Genomic DNA, 18,255 nt, shown 5'->3' with positions numbered 1-18,255 from the left:
TGTTACTCCACTATAAATTGTTTCGGTGCATGAGTTAAACACTCAAACCCCTCGTGCGTTACCAAAATGTCATCTTCAATCCTAACCCCCCCTAACTCTGGAATGTATATCCCGGGCTCTATCGTAATTACATTTCCAGCCTGTAATACAAAATGTGTTTTCGGTGTGATAAATGGTGTTTCATGCAAATGTAGTCCTAAACCATGTCCGAGCCCCTTACCTGCATACTCCTCATAGCCTGCACCAAACAAAACGCGTTCTGACGCTGCGTTCAATTCAATACAATTAGTGCCAGATTTAACCAGTTCAAGACTGGTATTTTGCGCCGCAATAACCGTGTCATACATATGCTGCTGCTTAGCTGTTGCTGATTGATAAACATAGGTGCGAGTCATATCTGAGCGATATCCATTAACCACAGCGCCAAAGTCAATGAGGATCATGTCACCCTCTTTAAGCTGTGTGTTGCCAGGCTTGCCATGAGGCAATGCACTACGAGATCCAAATAATAATATTGTATCAAAGCTAACACCGTCAGAGCCCAGCTTCTGCATCTTATAGTCAAGCTCAGTGGCAAGATCCTTCTCTGTTACACCCAAACGCACATGCCCTAGCATGTCAGCAAGTGCAAGATCAGCTATTGCAGCCGCTTTTTTAATGTTTGTGACTTCCCATTCACATTTTACCGTTCTAAGTTGCTCTATCAGACCTGTTATCGGTCTAAGTACCCTATCTAGTGTGGTTGCGATTTCTTGCCATAAATTCACTGTAATATACGCGGCATCAAACCCTGTATCGCCGCTGGGTAAATGACGTTGAATACACGCCCCCAATGTTTCACTACTGCGATCTCGGCACACAATATCGCAATGCTGGCACTCCTGCTGAGCTCGCTCAAAGTAACGGTAATCTGTGATTAAAATGTATTTTTTTGGGCTAGCAATCAGATATGCTGCGTTACCGGTAAACCCTGTTAAGTAGTTAATATTTTCAGGGCCAAACACCAGCATGCTATTGAGCTTACCGTCGTTCAAAGTTTGATTAAATTTGGATTGTCGAGAAGTGTACCTTGAGATCATTGCGCTATTAGAGTCGTTTTCCATGCGACACAACATAGCGCAATATTAAATTGCATACAATATTAAATATTCAATAAATTTACATATTTGTTATTTTGTTTGCTCTGTTTTTAGTAATAATTGCTTAATGTCATCTTTGGCAGCACTAATATGCAGTTTCAAGTACTGGCATGCTTTTTCTGCATCTTTAGTTTTACATAATTCAAGTAAAGTACGGTGCTCTTCCGGTGCCGTTTTAATACCACCCGCCAATAATATATGCATGCGCACGTAACGCTCCGAGTTTTTGCTATACATAGCAACTAGCTCCGCCGTTTGCGGACGATTCGCTCTGCTATACAACTTTACATGAAACTCGGCATTAAGCTTACCTGTTGCTAATTGTGTATCACCAGCTTCTGTGGCTTCTTCTAAGTCGTATAATATAGCTTCAGCTTCAAGTAAGTCTCGAGGCGTTAAGTTAGCGATTGAATGACGTAATAGCTCTGCCTCCAACAATGCCCGTAAATCAAAGATTTCATCAATTTGATCTGCGCTCAGCATTGTCGCCGTTGCACCTTTATGCGCTTCAAAATTAACTAACCCTTCTGCTTCCAGTTGTAACAAGGCCTCTCTAACAGGAATGCGACTCACGTTTAACTCGTCCGCTAACGCAGCTTGACGTAATGGGTCGCCGGCTTTAATTTCTCCTGAAAGAATTTTCTCTCTTATTGCTTCTGCGACAAGTTGTGTACGTGTTTTATGCTCAATTCCCATGAGTGCCCCTATATTTTGCATTTAGCATACATTATACATATATCAGCTATTGCTGCTACATTTGACTGATAAACATCACAAATGCTGTATGATTTAATTATTCTTAAGCTACAACGCGCTGGCTTAATTTATCTTCTGCCAAACCTCTCGTTCAACCAGTTTACCATTTTTATGAAGTGTATGGTGCCACAAGTCTTGCTCTATTTGATACGTAAATGCCATCGACTTACCTATCAAATTGTTTACATTGCCATATTCAACGTGCTCGGTGAAATGGGTATTATCCAATTGGTACGATCCACCTCCTGCATACAAAAATTTTCCGTTATTTTGTGTTATGTAACTAAAGTGACTTTTTGAAATTATCTTTACGGAGCTTAACTCAGGCGCGCGTGCTGTAACCAGCCCTTTATCAGTTGCGTACTCTCCTTTAACAAACTGCCACGTGCCTATTAATGGATTTGCTATCACAACATTGATATTTAAAACAACCGCTGCCAGTCCTAACTTTAACCTTATCATAAATTAACCTCTTGATTTTATTAAAAAACAATCAAGATATTAGAGCATACTCCATCAATTTTATCACTTGAGATACTTTCATATACTAAGCAAGCTCTCAATATAATGTAATTTTTATATAAAACACAGGTCTATTATTAATTAGTCGTAGTTCAATTAACAATAGCGAAAAATAATGTATATGAACCTCAACAAACTACTCATGCTAGTGCTTTTTATCAGTTTTATTTCACGTGAGGCACTCAGTATAGAATTGAAGTATCAAAACTTTGATGCGCTATCTACTCAACAACAGTCTGTTGTTAAATCTTGGATAGAATATGGCGTACTGGCTAGCGAAAATACATTGGGACCATTATCCCAAGATTATGTTCCCGTTAAATTAAAACCACGATACTTTGCATTTGAGCCAGTTCCTTGGGCAACAGTAAATAGAGGTAATCCTGACGGTATTGAGCTACACTTCAATCGCTACGCAGCAGAATCTACCTTAAAAAAGGATTGGACGCTCTATCACGAAATTGCCCATTTGTATCATCCACTATTAAACTACGAAGACTTTTGGATAAGTGAAGGGTTAGCAACCTACTTGCAAAATATTACCATGTTAGAAAATGGCATTATTTCTTACCATGATTTTAAGAATCGCTTATGGTCTGGCCTCTCAAGAGGAAAACAACAAACTAAAAGTAAGCAAGGTAAATTATCCAGCGTATCAAGTAACATGTGGTCACTACGCGCACAGCAAAGAGTCTACTGGAGTGGTGTAGCATTTTTTATTGAAGCTGAAATTGCGCTAAAATCCAAAACACCATCAGCGCCCTCAGTTGCTCAACTGATCAAGCAATACCAACTATACCGCAAAGACCCCACCCAAGATACTAACCACTTTATTAGTAAGCTTGATCAGTTAAGTCACAGTGCTGTTTTTACAAACTTATATCGTAAATACATACACAGAAAAGACTTTCCAATCATTACTCGAACTCAAATTGATCAGTTGAGGCATTAATAAATGATAAAATATCATGGCTAAAAGCAGCCAACGACTGCCCCGAATCAGCACTTCTTTCGTATATGGTAATATTTATATAAAGAGTAGAGCGATGGATTATAAAGAACCAGACATTTCACGAATAATTGAAATGGCGTGGGAAGATCGTACCCCTTTCGAAGCAATTGATAATCTATATGGGCTATCTGAGCCTCACTTAACTCAGTTTATGCAAAACCACCTGTCTCGTCGCAGTTTTGTTACATGGAGAAAAAGACATCGAGGTCGCAAAAATAAGCACTTTCACCTGCGCCTTACAACAGTAACTCGTAGCCACTGTAAAACTCAATACAAATTAAAATAGTCTCTCAAAAAAATTCAGTTCAATGGCGCTTCATATTATTGACTGGCTTTTTTACAGATGGATTGCCTCTGAACAGCATCAAAGCATTCATTTTGAGTTCAGAATGCAATTTAAAAAAGATTGTTTCGGTCTATTACACTATAATTGCAACACTTTTGCTAAGATTACAATTAGTTGCGCTTCATTCAATCTTATATGGGTATCAAATTGGACTATTTATCAACTTTAAAAGTAAAAACACGATTGGGAATAGGGTTTGGCTTTATATTAAGCTTGCTGATTCTACTCACTATAATGGGTATCATTAAAGTTAACTTTATTGATCACACTTTAGCAGAGATTACCGATGTTAACTCTGTTAAACAACGATATGCCATAAATTACCGAGGCAGTGTACACGACCGAGCTATTGCAATCAGAGATATCGCGATGGCACGTTCACCTCAAGAGATAACACGTTTTCAAAACGAAATTAAAGAACTCGCCGAATTCTATTTAGAGTCTGAAGAAAAGATGTCAAAAATGCAAAGAGACGGCATACACTTTTCCAGAGATGAACTGCGCATCCTCAATAACATTGATAAGATCCAATCACAAACCTTACCTCTGATTGAAAGTATCATTAATGATAAACGCCGTGGAGAGGTCATGACGACCACCATTTTAGACTCGGCCCGTCCCGCGTTTATTGAGTGGTTAAATGCAATAAATGAATTTATCGATTTCCAAGAAGTTAAAAACCAACAGCTGACCCCTGAAGCTCGCTCCGTTGCTGGTGGTTTCCAAGAGCTCATGTTGTCCCTTTGTGCACTTGCCATCGCAATATCCATTTTCGTTGGGCTTATGATAGAGCGTAGCTTTAGATCTTCCTTGGGAGGAGAACCGTTTGAGGCAGAACAAGCCATAAAAGCTATGGCCAATGGTTCCTTAACACATACTAATACGGATCACCCTACAGGCAGTATTCTCCACTCTTTGTCCGAAATGAGTAAAACACTCACAACCACAGTACGCAACATCGTCACAGCATCACAAAATGTATCAGTGCAAGTCAATGATGTCGCTCAAGGTTCAGCTTCTGTGTTAGACGCGGCCCGCCAACAAGCATCCTTAACTTCCGATACGGCATCTAAGCTCTCTGACATGCGCCACAGTATTGACCAAGTCTCTCAAATAGCGCATCTAACGGAAAACAACTCCTCAATGACTACTGACAATGCCAAGCAAGGTCGAGAGCTCGTATTCGATGCAGCCCAAGAAATGGAAAAAATTGCCACGACAGTTGATGAAGCAGTAAACCAAGTAAAAAAATTGGAAGAAAGAACCAAAGAGATTGGCGGTATTGTTAATGTGATCAGTGGCATTTCTGAACAAACCAACTTACTAGCGCTCAATGCTGCTATTGAAGCGGCCCGTGCCGGAGAAACTGGTCGAGGATTTGCCGTTGTCGCCGACGAAGTTAGGCAGCTAGCACAAAGGACAGGTGAGGCAACCTCACAAATTGAAACAATGATCTCTGAAGTGCAAGCCGAGACAGCGGCCAGTGTATCTGCAATGGAAACAACCCAACCCCAAGTGGAAAGTGGTAAAGAACGTACAACTAAAGCAAGCGAGCTTCTCGCTAATATTGAAGAGCAGGCTGCTGATTCACTTAACAGAATAAAAGAAGTCGCCAAAGCCACTTCGGATCAAGTTAATGTAGTCAGTGATATAGCCACTGCGATGGAACAAATATCCGCGATGTCATCAGACGCTATTCATTCAATGCAAAATAATGAAAAAGCCGTAGATTCGCTGAATAACCTATCTAGTCAGCTTAAAGGGGAAGTGGACTACTTCAAAATTTAACATTCGACGCCTGAAATCTAAATAAGCATTCAGGCGTCTTTTTCCACTATACTTGGGTCTAAACAACCTAACTGGATAGACTATGGGATTGAATTGGATACCTTGGGTTATTTCAATGACGCTTTCTCCTGCACCATTATTTAATGCGCTAAATGAAATTAAATCGCTTAACCGTACCGAACCAAATAAAGCGCTGCAATACTATGAAGAAATCATAGACCGCATTCCAACTATCCCTTCAAAAGGTTCAATGGAACTTCACTTAGCTGGACTGGAAGCCGCGATTCGAACCAATAATAGCCAACTCATCTCACATTCGCTGGATATCATTACTCAGAGCCGCTGGCTTGATACAACTGTACATAGCCATTTTCGCATATTCGTACCAATGGCTATCCATCATCGCAGAATAGGTGATTATGACTATGCAAAATATTTAAACTTATGTGCACTTAATTGGGCTGCAACAGCCCGTGACTATACCAAAGTAGTTGGTAATTTGACGGTTGTATATCGTTATACAGGACAACATAAAGAAGCGGTCACATTACTCAAAAAATCACTACTTCGCGCCAGCACTCAAACTGTAAAAGCTGGAATTTATAACAACCTCGGTAACTTTTATCTGCTTGAGAAAGACTATAAACAAGCCGAGTCTATGTATAAAAAAGCATTAAAAATTCATAATTTAGAGAATGATATCTTGCTATCGTCAAGTGTCGGTTTAAACCTTTTATACATCATGACCCAACAACAAGATTGGCAAAACTTTGCGCGTTACAAAGACGCTATACAACAAACCGTTACACACAGTGAAAAAGCTGATTTTATTGAGTATCTAAATTGGCTATTACTCGTATTTCGCACGCGCGGTGATGGCGCATTATTAACAGCTGATGAAGTTGACAGATTAAATACACATATGCCTATGTTAGTCACGACTGAAATTGCACCGTCAATTGCCGAGTTTGTATTATTGTTTGACCATAAAAAGTTAAACGCGGCGTGGGACCAAGTCTACCCTTTACCTATCAACAAAATAATTAGCACTGGCAAACGTGCTCCTATTGAACTCTCATGCTCACCTCAGGCCCAGTGAATTACTGCTATAACGGTTTCAATAATCATAAATAGTACTTATAATTACATTAATTTATTTAAAAACTCAGTGAGCAAAGATGAACAACAAAGATCTATACCGGAGCAATCCATTAACCGGTGTTAAACTTGACCAAGTGATTAACGAACTTGTCGAGCAGTATGGTTGGGAGCTTCTTCACGCTTATTTACAGCTTAACTGTTTTAAAAATAACCCGAGTACTGAATCAGCCGTAAAGTTTTTAAAAAAAACAGTATGGGCACAAGAAAAAGTGGAAAATTTTTACTTGTACCGCTTAAAAAACCTACCTAAGCCTGATGATGTACAATACGAGCTGCCGCCACGCGACCGTATTATTCCTGAAGGTCATGTACCAGGCACACCGTGCGAGTTAAGCTTTTCGGATGCAAAGCGTATCCAAGAAAAAAAAGCAGCTAAAGATAGAGCTCGTACAAGAAAGCAACGTTCGTCTGCACAAAACCCTTGGGGTAACTAATCATGTATCGCTGGGCAGCTGCCCAGCTTATTTTTGTATTAATGTTACGTTTTATAAAAGCAGCAGTATTTAGCAAAACCTCACCTTTTACCCTTGCTCATAACGTTCCACTAACTCATCAATTTTAGGCTTTAAGCTCTTGATAATATAATTAATTTCTTCAATTTGCTCTAAGGTGAAACGCTCTTTCCTAAGTAGGAAGTGCACATCATTGTCATGTACTTGATATGGCCAAACTTTCAACTTATCTAGTGCCAGTTTACTTGCTATGTATTGACCCGTAATCTTATCTTCAATAATGTAATCCACTCGTCCTATCGCTAAAAGCTCTGCTCTGCGTTTAATGCTAGCAATCGCAATAAACTGCTCTTGATATTTATCTTGATTAGCCAAATCTTTGACTTCTTCTCCATAATACGAGCCTAAGCTCACACCGATACGAATGTTTTGCGTTAGAATTTGTTCTAAAGAAGTGATATTAACCGGTGAATTAATTGAAAATAATCGCATTTTTTCTGTGCGATAAGGCGCGGAATAGAGCCCGAGTTTTGCCCTTTCTTTCGTATAACTGGTCATCAGAACAACATCGACGGAGCCGCGCTCAAGTTCATTAAAACTGCGAGCTGAAGAGGGCAATTTTACAAAAAATGTGCACTGCCCCCATTGCTTGAAAACCATTTTTGCGATATTCACATCTAAACCATCAGCTCCAGATGCCGTCAACATGGTGAGCGGAGGCCACTCTACCACAAACCCCACTTTAACCGAGTCAATACATTCCTTTGCTATATTTACAAATGAAACACACAAAAGCAAAGTTGCAATAATAAATTTAAATATATATGTAGTGATTCGCATAGCTTTAGATACGAGGAAAAGCGACGCCGCTTTTCCTCACAGTACCTTAAAACTGCTTAATTACTTTAACTTGATCTGTCACTGCACCTGAAGAAACAAATCCGATTGTATCAGGGTTAGCGGCAATCATTTTCAGCACTTCGGCATCATTAGACACCTCTTTTGGCGGCGTTCCTTTACCAGTAAAAATTAATTTTGACCAATACGCTTTAAGTTGCGCTGAAGATTTATTCAACACTTTATCGTTAAACTCATCGGTTACCGCGCTCCCCGCCCCTTGCGAAATTGGGATAACTTTATTGCCATTAGAAAAAGACTTCTCTTTACCTGTATAAATACGCTTAATTGTCGAAGCCTCAAAACTACTTCCGTTACTTGGATGAACAATAACAGACACATCAGCATATGCATTGATTGCACCGGTTAATAGCAGTAAACATGTTAACTTTTTCATGAACTATCCTCCTAAAAAACCACATCGATACCAAGTGTCAGCGCTTTACTGTCACCTGCAACAGCCAGTGATACTGAGTCATCGTTAACTTTATCATATTGGACTTTAAATGCCGCAGATGGGTGAAAATCCCACCGCACACCGACAGCTTGCGTATCGTGCTTTTCTGCATCTTGACCTTCACCTTCAAAGTTAGAAACCATCACATATGGGGTGAAATCATTGATACGATACCCAGCACTAATCATGTAAGTATCTAAATTGCCGCCTAGATCTAATCGATTAAATTCGGATAAGATAAAGAAATTACCAAAGTCAGCATTAGCAGCTAGCCCATAAAACTTGCCATCTCTTGAGTCTTTGCCATCCCACATGGTCGCTTCACCGTTACGGAATCGTTTGTTGGTATATTGCATATGGGTAAATCGTAGCTCTAACCAATCGTAGCTTAACTGGACCACGCCTCCCAAAATATCTTCCCAGATTTCTCGCGTTGGCGTTTGAAAAAAGAAATCAGATAGAAGTTTGTTTTCGCCATCATCTTCACGCCCAGTATAAACGTTTGCAGATATCCCCCAATCTCCAATTGAGCCGTTATAAAGTACGTTAATCCCTTCATAATTAAATATTTGCCACGTATAATTATCAGCTGGCGCGCGCATCCAAACGTAAGCATAGCCTACATCGTAAAAATCTGAATAATAGAACAAGGGTAAGCGCTTTTTACCTGCCTGAATTGTCCAATTATCATTAATATCGTAAGACACATACGCCCATTCAAACTCGGCGTCATAGTCATTGGCACCACGCGCAACAATTTGCCCTGTTACACTTAAACCATCTCCTAAATCACCGCTAACTTGTAAGCCTATCAGTGATTCTGGCGAAAATGAGAAATCCTCTTTATATGCACTAACTATTGGATAGTCAGCAAGAAATGTGGGTTCTAAACCGAATTGAGGAACCCCTGTTCCACTCAAAACTTTACCACCATTGATACTTGCAAACCCGGATATATTTACCTCTGCGTGAAGCGCTGTTGAGGTCAACGCTGCGAGCAAGAGAGTTGATTTTAATTTCATAGATAGCTCCGCTAATCTAGTGTTATTGGCAGAGCTAAGTATAGTTAAACATCCGAAAAAGAAAGTTTTATTGATAAAAATTGGATTGGGACTAAGCTTTATTCAGATGACGGATACATCCGATATAGGCACTCAGCCTTATGGACCGACTCATCTGGTCGTATATCACAACTAATATGTTGTAATATTGTTAGCTAATAAGGTGTTATATGTCTTCACTATTGCATTTAAAAAATCTTAGTATCTCCAAAAAGATACACGCAATAACGATCGTGGCTGTGACGGCATTTGTCGTACTGGTTATGATTAACTACAACTCTATGCAAGCAAATCAGCACTCATTGGATGAGCTTGAAAACCAAACCTATAAACTCCTCATACTCACATCAAAAAATGTGACAACGATGCAGGCGTTAGATGAAACCTACACGCAATCAGTCACCTTTGGTGATGCCGAATTGATTGATAAAGCGGAGGGAATGAGCGATACGTTGCTTGATAATTTAGAAGAAATACCAGCACTTAATCGTAATTTTCCAACAACGAGCACCATTAATGATATTAAAAAGTATGAGGTTATCGCAAAAAACATAGCGAATAGCATGATCGATGGTACGGCAGACTTTGCCACACTTCCTCAAAAAGCAAAACAAAAAAGTGATTTGTTTGACGAGGTGATGGCCCAGCTCAGCAGTGACCAAAAAAGAGCTGATGAGCGATTTTTCGAGCTGATCAATAATACCAAAGTTAATGCTGATAGCGCACTGACGAAAATGTTTATCGTCACGATTATTTCTTTAATTATTGTTATTATGCTGGCTGTCATGATTGCGAAAGGGATCAGTTCTGCTGCGAAAGAGGCAGCCGGTAATTTGAACTTGCTCGCTGAAGGAAAAGGTTCTTTGAGCTCTCAATTAACTGTGCACTCAGCCGATGAAATTGGTCAAGTCTCTCGCAACTTCAACGCTTTTGTAAACTTGTTACGCGCAACTGTCGTTGACGTGATAGCCGTTGTTGAACCACTTACACAAAACTCAACAAGGCTAGTTGAAGGTATGCAATCTGCAGAACACGCCACCCAACAACAATCGAGTGACGCTGAGGTTGTACGTCAGTCTATGGAGGAAATGAAACAAAGCGTTGGGGATATTTCACAGTCTGCAGCAAATGCATTCCAAGCTGCTGAGCTCGCTGAAAATGCAGTTGATGAAAGTATGAAACAAATCAATGTATCTGTGGCTCAGTCTCAGGATTTAAGCGAGGAAATTAATAAGGCAGCGAATACAATCAACAAGCTTGCTGACGACACCCAAAATGTTACTCAAATCTTAAACGTGATCACTTCAATTGCCGAACAAACCAATCTACTTGCTTTGAACGCAGCTATTGAGGCTGCTAGAGCCGGTGAGCAAGGCCGAGGCTTCGCGGTGGTTGCTGATGAAGTTCGAGAGCTTGCATCTCGTACAGCTAAATCAACCAACGAAATACGCGAACTGATCAGTATTTTGACCGTCGCAGCGTCAGATTCAGTTACAGCAATGAATAGCGCAAGAGATATGGCAACAAACAATGCTCAGGCTGCAGAAGCAACAGGGACATCAATACAGTTAATTTCTGAACAAATTTTAGCCATTAACGGAATGAACTCTCAAATTGCAACGGCCACTGAAGAACAAACATCTGTTGCCGCAATGGTGGTCGATAACGTATCGAGTATGCATAGCTCTTTTGAAGAAACAATGAACTCTCTTTCTCAAGTTGGTGATGTGGCTCAAAACCTACATAAGCTATCTGACAACCTGCTCGACTCTACATCTAAGTTCAAAATTTAGACTATTTTTATTAACTAAAACCCCAGTACTTTTATCTGGGGTTTTAATTACGAAAATTCAAAGTTTATGCCGTTTTCTATCGTGTTATCATCAATACTAGACAAACGATTGATTGTATTCCCAATGCATTTTAAAAATGATCACCTAAGTGTCAGGCTGCATCAATCACATTAAACATAGACACTCTATTTGCACGATAAACATCGTATAATCACCAGGAAAAAGTTGGTTATAGATAATGCGTATTGATACTACTGTTATCCGCACCCACAAAAAATGACATTTTTGAGTGTATTTTAATCGACCAGTCTCTTACTCTGCGAACGATTTAAGCATGCTGTTGTCATCCATAAAAATAAACAAAGATAATAGTAGTGAAAAATTTTAAAAGAAGTTAATCCAAAAGTGATATTAAAGAAGTAGAATTGAAACGGGCCTAAATAAATGGATTAAGCCCGTCAAATGCGCTGTTTTTATTACTTGATTAGGTCTAAACCACCCATATATCCACGTAACGCTTCAGGCACAATAATACTGCCGTCGGCTTGTTGATAATTTTCTAAAATTGCAACAAGTGTACGACCAACAGCTAAGCCAGAACCATTTAAGGTATGTAGCAACTCTGGCTTTTTTTCACCCTGTCGACGGAATCTAGCCTGCATGCGACGAGATTGGAAATCCCACATATTTGAGCACGAAGAAATTTCTCTGTAGGTGTTTTGTGCTGGCAACCAAACCTCAAGATCATAAGTTTTACACGCGCCAAAGCCCATATCACCGGTACACAATACAACCTTGCGATAAGGAAGCTCCAGTATTTGCAAAATTTGTTCTGCATGACCGGTTAGCTCTTCTAAAGCGGCCATTGAATCTTCAGGCTTAACTAACTGAACAAGTTCTACTTTATCGAATTGGTGCTGACGGATTAAGCCTCGTGTATCACGGCCATAACTGCCGGCCTCACTTCTGAAACACGGAGTGTGGGCTGTCATTTTTACTGGCAGCTCCTTTTCGTCAAAAATTTCGTCTCGCGCACAGTTGGTCAGCGGCACTTCCGCTGTTGGGATCAAACTAAAACCATCCTGTTCAACGCCATCATCGCTAACCAATCCTTTCGTGTGAAATAAATCTTCAGCAAATTTTGGTAATTGACCTGTACCTAGTAAACTATCTTTATTAACTAAATAAGGCACATACATCTCTGTATATCCGTTTTTATCTGCGTGAGTGTCTAGCATTAACTGTACTAACGCACGATGCATACGGGCAATACCACCACGCATTACCGTGAAACGAGAGCCGGTAAGTTTCACACCAGCTTCAAAATCTAAGCCCTTACCTAAAGCTTCACCGAGGTCAACATGATCTTTCGGCTTAAAGTCATATTGCTTAGGTTCACCCCACTTCAATATTTCAACATTTTCATCTTCATCTTTACCTTCAGGTACATCTTCAGCTGGTAAGTTTGGCAACGTCATTGCTATATTGTTTAACTCAGCCAAGATCTTATCTTGCTCTGCTTTTGCAGCGCTCAGCTGGTCTCCAAGGTTTGCAACAGCATCAAGTAACGGCTGAACATCTTCACCTTTGGCTTTCGCTTGGCCAATTGCTTTGGAGCTACTATTTCGTTCACTTTGTAATTCTTGAGTTTTTGTTTGCAGTGCTTTGCGCTGTTCTTCCAACGCATTTATTGTTACTACATCCAGATCATAGCCACGCTTCGCTAAGCGTGCAGCTGCTTCTGTAATGTCTTGACGTAAATATTTTGAATCTAACATTTGCTATTTCTAACCTTTTTGCATGACCAAGCAAAGGCCTAACCAAGCCATAAAAATACACACAACCACGTTGAGTGTGACATTAAGAGCCATTTTCATAATGTGCCCTTGTTGTAATAACAACACAGAGTCCATCGAAAATGTTGAAAACGTTGTCAATGCGCCTAAAAAGCCAATCCCGAGTAAGGATTTAGCTGGGCTTACAGTAATTATTTGTTTTTCGATAAGACCATATAATATACCCATCAACAGTGAACCAAGAATATTAACGGTCAACGTGCCAAAAGGGAATCCCCTTCCTAGCAGTTTTAAGGCCATATCACTAATGAAAAACCGTAAACACGCACCAAGCGCGCCGCCAAGTGCTATTGTAAGGTACATTTTAATCATCTTGATATCTTTTTCTATTACTTTGCAAATTTTGTTGCCGTAAATATTCTAATTTCGATTTTATTTGTTTTTCTAGCCCTCTATCAGTCGGCTCATAATAAGTTCTATCTTTAATCTCTGCAGGAAAATAGTTTTCCCCTGCTGCAAATGCCCCAGTTTCATCGTGCGCATACCGGTATTCTTCACCAAACCCTAATTCTTTCATAAGCGCCGTCGGAGCATTACGTAAATGCGCGGGAACTTGAAAGTCTGCATCCGTCGTTGCATCCCTTTTCGCTTGTTTGAATGCAACATAAACAGCATTGCTTTTGGGGGCACTGGCTAAATACAAAGTCGCTTGTGCAATAGCGCGTTCACCTTCACTTGGGCCTACTCGTTGATAAATATCCCAAGCATTTAACGCCACTTGCATGGCTCTTGGGTCCGCATTACCTATATCTTCTGTTGCAATTGCAAGTAAGCGACGAGCGACATAGAGCGCATCGCCGCCTCCCGCTAATATACGGCACAGCCAATACAAAGCAGCATCTGGGCTGCTTCCTCTGACAGACTTATGAAAAGCAGATATTAAGTCATAATAAATATCGCCGCCTTTGTCATATTTTGCCAAATGGGTTGGTAAGATGTGGGTCAACACTGCTGAATCAATAAAAACGTTATTGCCGTTACGCTGCGCTAAATCAACCGCTTGTTCAAGTAAATTAAGTGCTTTACGGGCATCGCCCCCGCTGGCTTTTGCAAGCGCATTTACGGCTAACGAGTCAATATGAATATCCAATTGACTCAACTGACTGTCCTCTACTATCGCGCGTGATAGTACGGTTTCAAGTTCTGAATCTGTTAATGGTTTTAGCGTATAAACACGGGCTCTAGATAGAATTGCATTGTTAAGCGCAAAACTGGGGTTTTCTGTCGTTGCTCCAATAAAAATAAAGGTGCCATTTTCTATGTGAGGTAAAAAAGCATCTTGCTGTGATTTATTAAAACGGTGTACTTCATCAACAAACAACAAAGTACGTTTTCCTTGCATTAACCGCTCTTTGGCTAGATTCACGGCATCGCGTATATCCTTAACACCTGCCGCCACAGCCGAAAGTTGCGTCAACTCAGCATCCGCATGATGAGCAATAATTTCAGCCAGTGTGGTTTTACCAACACCCGGAGGACCCCAAACAATTAGACTATGACAACGACCTGAAAGTATGGCTTGATACAAAGGTAGCGCTGGATCTAAAATATGATTTTGCCCTATATATTCATTGAGGCTTGTAGGCCTCATACGCGCAGCCAATGGCCTTACATCTGGTGCAAAGTCAAAACCAAGATTTGTCACAATCCGCTACTCACTGCTTGTTTGATCATCGATTACCACCCCTTCAGGGATCTCAAAGCTGAACAGTTTGTCCGTTAGCACTTCATTTATTTGACTGTTTTTAAAAGCAAACTCTGATATTTGACCTGACACATCCGTGACGCTGACTGACTGCAAAGTATCGGACGCGGTAAACGCAATATCCAATATTTCAACTTGCGATTCAACACCCGTCTTCGGTGTTATTCTAAATCCTTTTTTAGTTTTACTAATTTGATACTTTTGCCATTGTTTTTCATCACGTGTCGTTAATAAAATAAAGGGTGTGGTATCAATAAGCCCATTGGTGCTCATTATCGTTACTTGCTCAGCAAACGCATCATAGTAAAATGTTTTTTTACCATCAGAAACAAACAATGTTTCATCTGGCGAGGCTTGTTGCCAGCGTATTTTTAATGGATGAGCTAATGCAATATTACCTGCCCCAGATTGCAGTACTTCACCTTGTTCGTCTTTTACTTGTTGTAAAAATTGTGCTTTAAAGCTATTCATCGACGCCAATTTGGTTTTTAAGTCACCAGCTGCGTCGGCCCAAGACTGTGAACTTAACATCAAACCAACAACAAGTACTGTTGGTTTGATTAAAAAAGAGTTTAAAACTTTAGATTGAAAGGTCATTAATTTACTCCACCTTTTGGCACCAAAACTTCTCTGGCACCGTTATGACCTGGTGAACTAACCACACCAGATGTTTCCATTTGTTCCACTAATCGCGCCGCTCTGTTGTAGCCTACACGCAATTTACGCTGCACGCTCGACACTGATACTTTACCGGTTTCAATAACAAACCCTACCGCTTCGTCATAAAGTGGATCAGATTCATCATCGGCATTTTCTGGTGCCTCTCCAGGTAATAAAATATCTTCTGTCGCATCTCCGCACAATATTTCTTCAATATAATTGGGCTTGCCACGCGCTTTCCAATCACTCACCACCGCATGTACTTCATGGTCGTCAACAAATGCGCCATGAACTCGAATAGGTACACTGGTACCAGGTGGCAAATACAACATATCACCCATACCTAATAAGTTCTCTGCGCCTTGTTGGTCTAGTATGGTTCGCGAATCAATTTTACTCGAAACCTGAAACGCCATTCGTGTCGGTATATTTGCCTTTATCAAACCCGTTATGACATCAACTGAAGGTCTTTGCGTTGCCAACACTAAGTGTATGCCAGCTGCTCGGGCTTTTTGCGCAATACGTGCTATAAGTTCCTCCACTTTTTTGCCAACAATCATCATCATATCGGCAAACTCATCAATAACGACCACGATACTCGGCAATTTATCCAGCTCTTGTGCTTCAGACGCCATACCATCAGTGTCTTTAAACAGCGGATCTAAAATCGGATGGCCTGCATTTTTAGCGTCTTTAACTTTCTGGTTATATCCCTTTAAATTTCGAACGCCCAACGCAGACATCAACTTATATCTGCGCTCCATTTCCCCTACACACCAACGCAATGCGTTAGACGCTTCTTTCATATCTGTCACAACTTCACATAACAAATGGGGGATCCCTTCGTATACTGATAGCTCCAACATTTTTGGGTCAATCATGATCATTCGTACATCTTCGGGCGGTGATTTATACAGTAAGCTTAATATCATGACATTAACGCCCACTGACTTACCCGAGCCTGTTGTACCCGCAACAAGTAAATGTGGCATTTTACCAAGATCTGCCACTACAGCTTCACCTGCAATATCTTTACCCAAAACCATGGTTAGAGGTGACTCATTATCAGTGAATTTTGGCGCACCGATAACTTCAGATAGGCGCACGATTTCACGATGCTTATTGGGGAGCTCTAAACCGACATAAGTTTTACCAGGGATCACTTCAACAACTCGTACACTCACAGCTGACAATGAACGAGCTAAATCTTTTGCAAGACCAGTGATCTTCGCCACTTTAATACCCGGTGCAAGATCTAGTTCAAAGCGTGTTACAACCGGACCTGGATAAACCCCCACAACGGCTGCCTGAATATTAAAATCAAGTAACTTTACTTCTACCAACCTAGAAACAGCCTCTAGTTCTTCTTTAGAAATAGGGTTCTCTTTTTTGTCTGGCCTATCTAATAATTCTAACGAAGGAAGCGGTGCCATTGGCGGCCGCTCTTCTAGCAATGCTTCAAACTGTTCTTTAGCCGTTGGGGGTGGCACATACTGAGAAATTACATTTGGCGCTTCAGTGAGGTTTACCGTTTGTTTTATTGGTCGAGCAGGAGATACCACGGTTGTTTCTCTTGGTACTTCTCGCGATACAACAGGGGCTGCTGATTCATCAAGGGCATTTAATGCAGCCGCCGTATCAAACCCCTCATCATCGATTGCTGAAAAGTTAATCTCTTGCTCTAATATATTATCAAGTTCATCAAATACCGAGGCGTCTTCAATTACTTCAGGCTCTATATGAACAGCCGGTGTCGATTCTTCATTATTCTTTGTATTATTGTTGCCAAATAATTTATCTTTCAATTTTCGAGTTTTGGGATGAGTTGACTCGTTTTCAGCATTTTTTTCGAGCTCTTTATCAGCACCAGCTTGCTCATCTGACACTGTACTAACTGACTCAGTTATTCCTATATCAACATCATTTTCATTTTTTGGCGGTATTCGCTCTGCTTTTGACTTTTGTGTAGCTAAATCGACTACACTCTCTACTTGCTCATCAGACACAGCGTTAACTTCATTGACTCTATGTGCAGAAGCTTTTTGCGAGAGCTTTTTTGACAACCATTTAAAGAACCAAACGACCTTTTCACCCAAATAATCAACAAATTCGACCCACGAAACCCCAGTTAGTAAGGTTAATCCGGCAAAAAAGAAACACAATAGTAAAATGGAGGTCCCAGTAAAATTGAATGCAGGCATCATCGCGTCGGCAATAACGTCGCCAATAAAGCCGCCTGATGGAAACTGAAAAATATCGTCGAAGTTAATACTACTTATGGCACTCGCTGACGCCACAAACAAAGTCATGCCAATAACACGCAAACCCAGCGTGGTATAATCTAATTGCAGTATTTTATGTGGCTTTTTAAATAACAAATATCCAAACGTTTGGATAACCGCGGGAACTAAAAAGGCAAGCCACCCAAAACTCAGCAATAATATATCCGCAATCCACGCGCCCGCAGTTCCTGTTATGTTTTTAACTTTTATAAACTCACCGGTTTGAGACCATGAGGGATCGACGGGATCATAACTGATCAACGCGCATAAAATGAAAATGGCAGCAGCGGTGCTTATAATTAAGCCAGTTTCAAGGAGGCGTTGTATACCATTTAAACGCATACGAGCGTATTCCTCTATTTTATTCT

General features: G+C 40.5%; 17 protein-coding genes. 6 read left to right on the top strand and 11 right to left on the bottom strand.

Annotated features, from left to right (window positions below; translation table 11 throughout):
• Nucleotides 1-2: 2 nt before the first annotated feature.
• The 3 genes from J8M01_RS22260 to J8M01_RS22250 form a co-directional block, all read right to left on the bottom strand.
• Entirely contained in the window at nucleotides 3-1,103 is a 1,101-nt protein-coding gene (locus J8M01_RS22260; RefSeq protein WP_348772773.1) for a Xaa-Pro peptidase family protein, read from the bottom strand.
• Between the two features lie 66 nt (nucleotides 1,104-1,169).
• Entirely contained in the window at nucleotides 1,170-1,835 is a 666-nt protein-coding gene (locus J8M01_RS22255) for a GntR family transcriptional regulator (RefSeq protein ID WP_192507350.1), read from the bottom strand.
• A 123-nt stretch (nucleotides 1,836-1,958) separates the two neighbouring features.
• A complete protein-coding gene (locus tag J8M01_RS22250; RefSeq protein WP_211051024.1) occupies nucleotides 1,959-2,357 on the bottom strand; it encodes a hypothetical protein in 399 nt (132 codons plus the stop codon).
• Between the two features lie 175 nt (nucleotides 2,358-2,532).
• On the opposite strand from J8M01_RS22250, the gene J8M01_RS22245 reads away from it, so the two are divergent.
• The 5 genes from J8M01_RS22245 (at nucleotide 2,533) to J8M01_RS22225 (ending at nucleotide 7,158) form a co-directional block, all read left to right on the top strand.
• Nucleotides 2,533-3,369, top strand: a complete 837-nt coding sequence (locus J8M01_RS22245) for a hypothetical protein (protein ID WP_247671234.1) — start codon at nucleotides 2,533-2,535, stop codon at nucleotides 3,367-3,369.
• 94 nt (nucleotides 3,370-3,463) lie between these two features.
• Nucleotides 3,464-3,715 carry a TIGR03643 family protein gene (locus tag J8M01_RS22240; protein ID WP_211059374.1) on the top strand — a complete coding sequence of 84 codons (252 nt, stop codon included), beginning with the start codon at nucleotides 3,464-3,466 and terminating at the stop codon, nucleotides 3,713-3,715.
• 195 nt (nucleotides 3,716-3,910) lie between these two features.
• Nucleotides 3,911-5,563 (top strand): methyl-accepting chemotaxis protein, encoded by a 1,653-nt coding sequence (locus J8M01_RS22235; protein WP_210998162.1) that lies wholly within the window; start codon nucleotides 3,911-3,913, stop codon nucleotides 5,561-5,563.
• 82 nt (nucleotides 5,564-5,645) lie between these two features.
• Nucleotides 5,646-6,662: a tetratricopeptide repeat protein gene (locus J8M01_RS22230; RefSeq protein ID WP_211059373.1), complete on the top strand. Its 1,017-nt coding sequence runs from the start codon at nucleotides 5,646-5,648 to the stop codon at nucleotides 6,660-6,662.
• Nucleotides 6,663-6,741: 79 nt separating this feature from the next.
• The gene (locus J8M01_RS22225) at nucleotides 6,742-7,158 is read left to right on the top strand and encodes a VF530 family DNA-binding protein (RefSeq protein WP_210998164.1); all 417 of its coding nucleotides are present in this window, start codon (nucleotides 6,742-6,744) and stop codon (nucleotides 7,156-7,158) included.
• Nucleotides 7,159-7,245: 87 nt separating this feature from the next.
• On the opposite strand, the gene J8M01_RS22220 is transcribed toward J8M01_RS22225, so the two are convergent.
• Genes J8M01_RS22220 through J8M01_RS22210 form a run of 3 tightly spaced genes read right to left on the bottom strand, consistent with a single transcriptional unit; the run spans nucleotide 7,246 to nucleotide 9,552 of the window.
• A complete protein-coding gene (locus tag J8M01_RS22220) occupies nucleotides 7,246-8,016 on the bottom strand; it encodes a transporter substrate-binding domain-containing protein (RefSeq protein ID WP_282100542.1) in 771 nt (256 codons plus the stop codon).
• A gap of 46 nt (nucleotides 8,017-8,062) precedes the next feature.
• Nucleotides 8,063-8,470 (bottom strand): phosphate ABC transporter substrate-binding protein, encoded by a 408-nt coding sequence (locus J8M01_RS22215; protein WP_211059371.1) that lies wholly within the window; start codon nucleotides 8,468-8,470, stop codon nucleotides 8,063-8,065.
• Between the two features lie 11 nt (nucleotides 8,471-8,481).
• Nucleotides 8,482-9,552 (bottom strand): porin, encoded by a 1,071-nt coding sequence (locus J8M01_RS22210; RefSeq protein ID WP_210998167.1) that lies wholly within the window; start codon nucleotides 9,550-9,552, stop codon nucleotides 8,482-8,484.
• A 209-nt stretch (nucleotides 9,553-9,761) separates the two neighbouring features.
• Here J8M01_RS22210 and J8M01_RS22205 point away from each other — a divergent pair, with 209 nt between their 5' ends.
• Nucleotides 9,762-11,384: a HAMP domain-containing methyl-accepting chemotaxis protein gene (locus J8M01_RS22205; RefSeq protein WP_211059370.1), complete on the top strand. Its 1,623-nt coding sequence runs from the start codon at nucleotides 9,762-9,764 to the stop codon at nucleotides 11,382-11,384.
• Between the two features lie 476 nt (nucleotides 11,385-11,860).
• On the opposite strand, the gene serS is transcribed toward J8M01_RS22205, so the two are convergent.
• From serS to J8M01_RS22180, 5 genes are read right to left on the bottom strand one after another with little or no spacing between them, the layout of a single operon-like run.
• Nucleotides 11,861-13,162 carry a serine--tRNA ligase gene (gene serS / locus J8M01_RS22200; protein ID WP_211059369.1) on the bottom strand — a complete coding sequence of 434 codons (1,302 nt, stop codon included), beginning with the start codon at nucleotides 13,160-13,162 and terminating at the stop codon, nucleotides 11,861-11,863.
• Between the two features lie 9 nt (nucleotides 13,163-13,171).
• Complete coding sequence (gene crcB, locus J8M01_RS22195) at nucleotides 13,172-13,552, bottom strand: fluoride efflux transporter CrcB (protein WP_192507338.1); 381 nt, start codon at nucleotides 13,550-13,552, stop codon at nucleotides 13,172-13,174.
• Entirely contained in the window at nucleotides 13,545-14,885 is a 1,341-nt protein-coding gene (locus tag J8M01_RS22190) for a replication-associated recombination protein A (protein ID WP_211059368.1), read from the bottom strand. Before J8M01_RS22190 ends, crcB begins: the two co-directional genes overlap by 8 nt.
• 6 nt (nucleotides 14,886-14,891) lie before the next feature.
• Nucleotides 14,892-15,542: an outer membrane lipoprotein chaperone LolA gene (gene lolA, locus J8M01_RS22185; RefSeq protein WP_211059367.1), complete on the bottom strand. Its 651-nt coding sequence runs from the start codon at nucleotides 15,540-15,542 to the stop codon at nucleotides 14,892-14,894.
• Nucleotides 15,542-18,229, bottom strand: a complete 2,688-nt coding sequence (locus J8M01_RS22180) for a DNA translocase FtsK (protein ID WP_211059366.1) — start codon at nucleotides 18,227-18,229, stop codon at nucleotides 15,542-15,544. The genes lolA and J8M01_RS22180 overlap by 1 nt, the downstream gene beginning before the upstream one ends.
• Nucleotides 18,230-18,255: the final 26 nt, after the last annotated feature.

Source organism: Pseudoalteromonas sp. MMG005, from assembly GCF_018101015.1.
Classification (GTDB): Bacteria; Pseudomonadota; Gammaproteobacteria; order Enterobacterales; family Alteromonadaceae; genus Pseudoalteromonas; species Pseudoalteromonas aurantia.
This window is presented reverse-complemented; position numbering and strand designations above follow the sequence as displayed.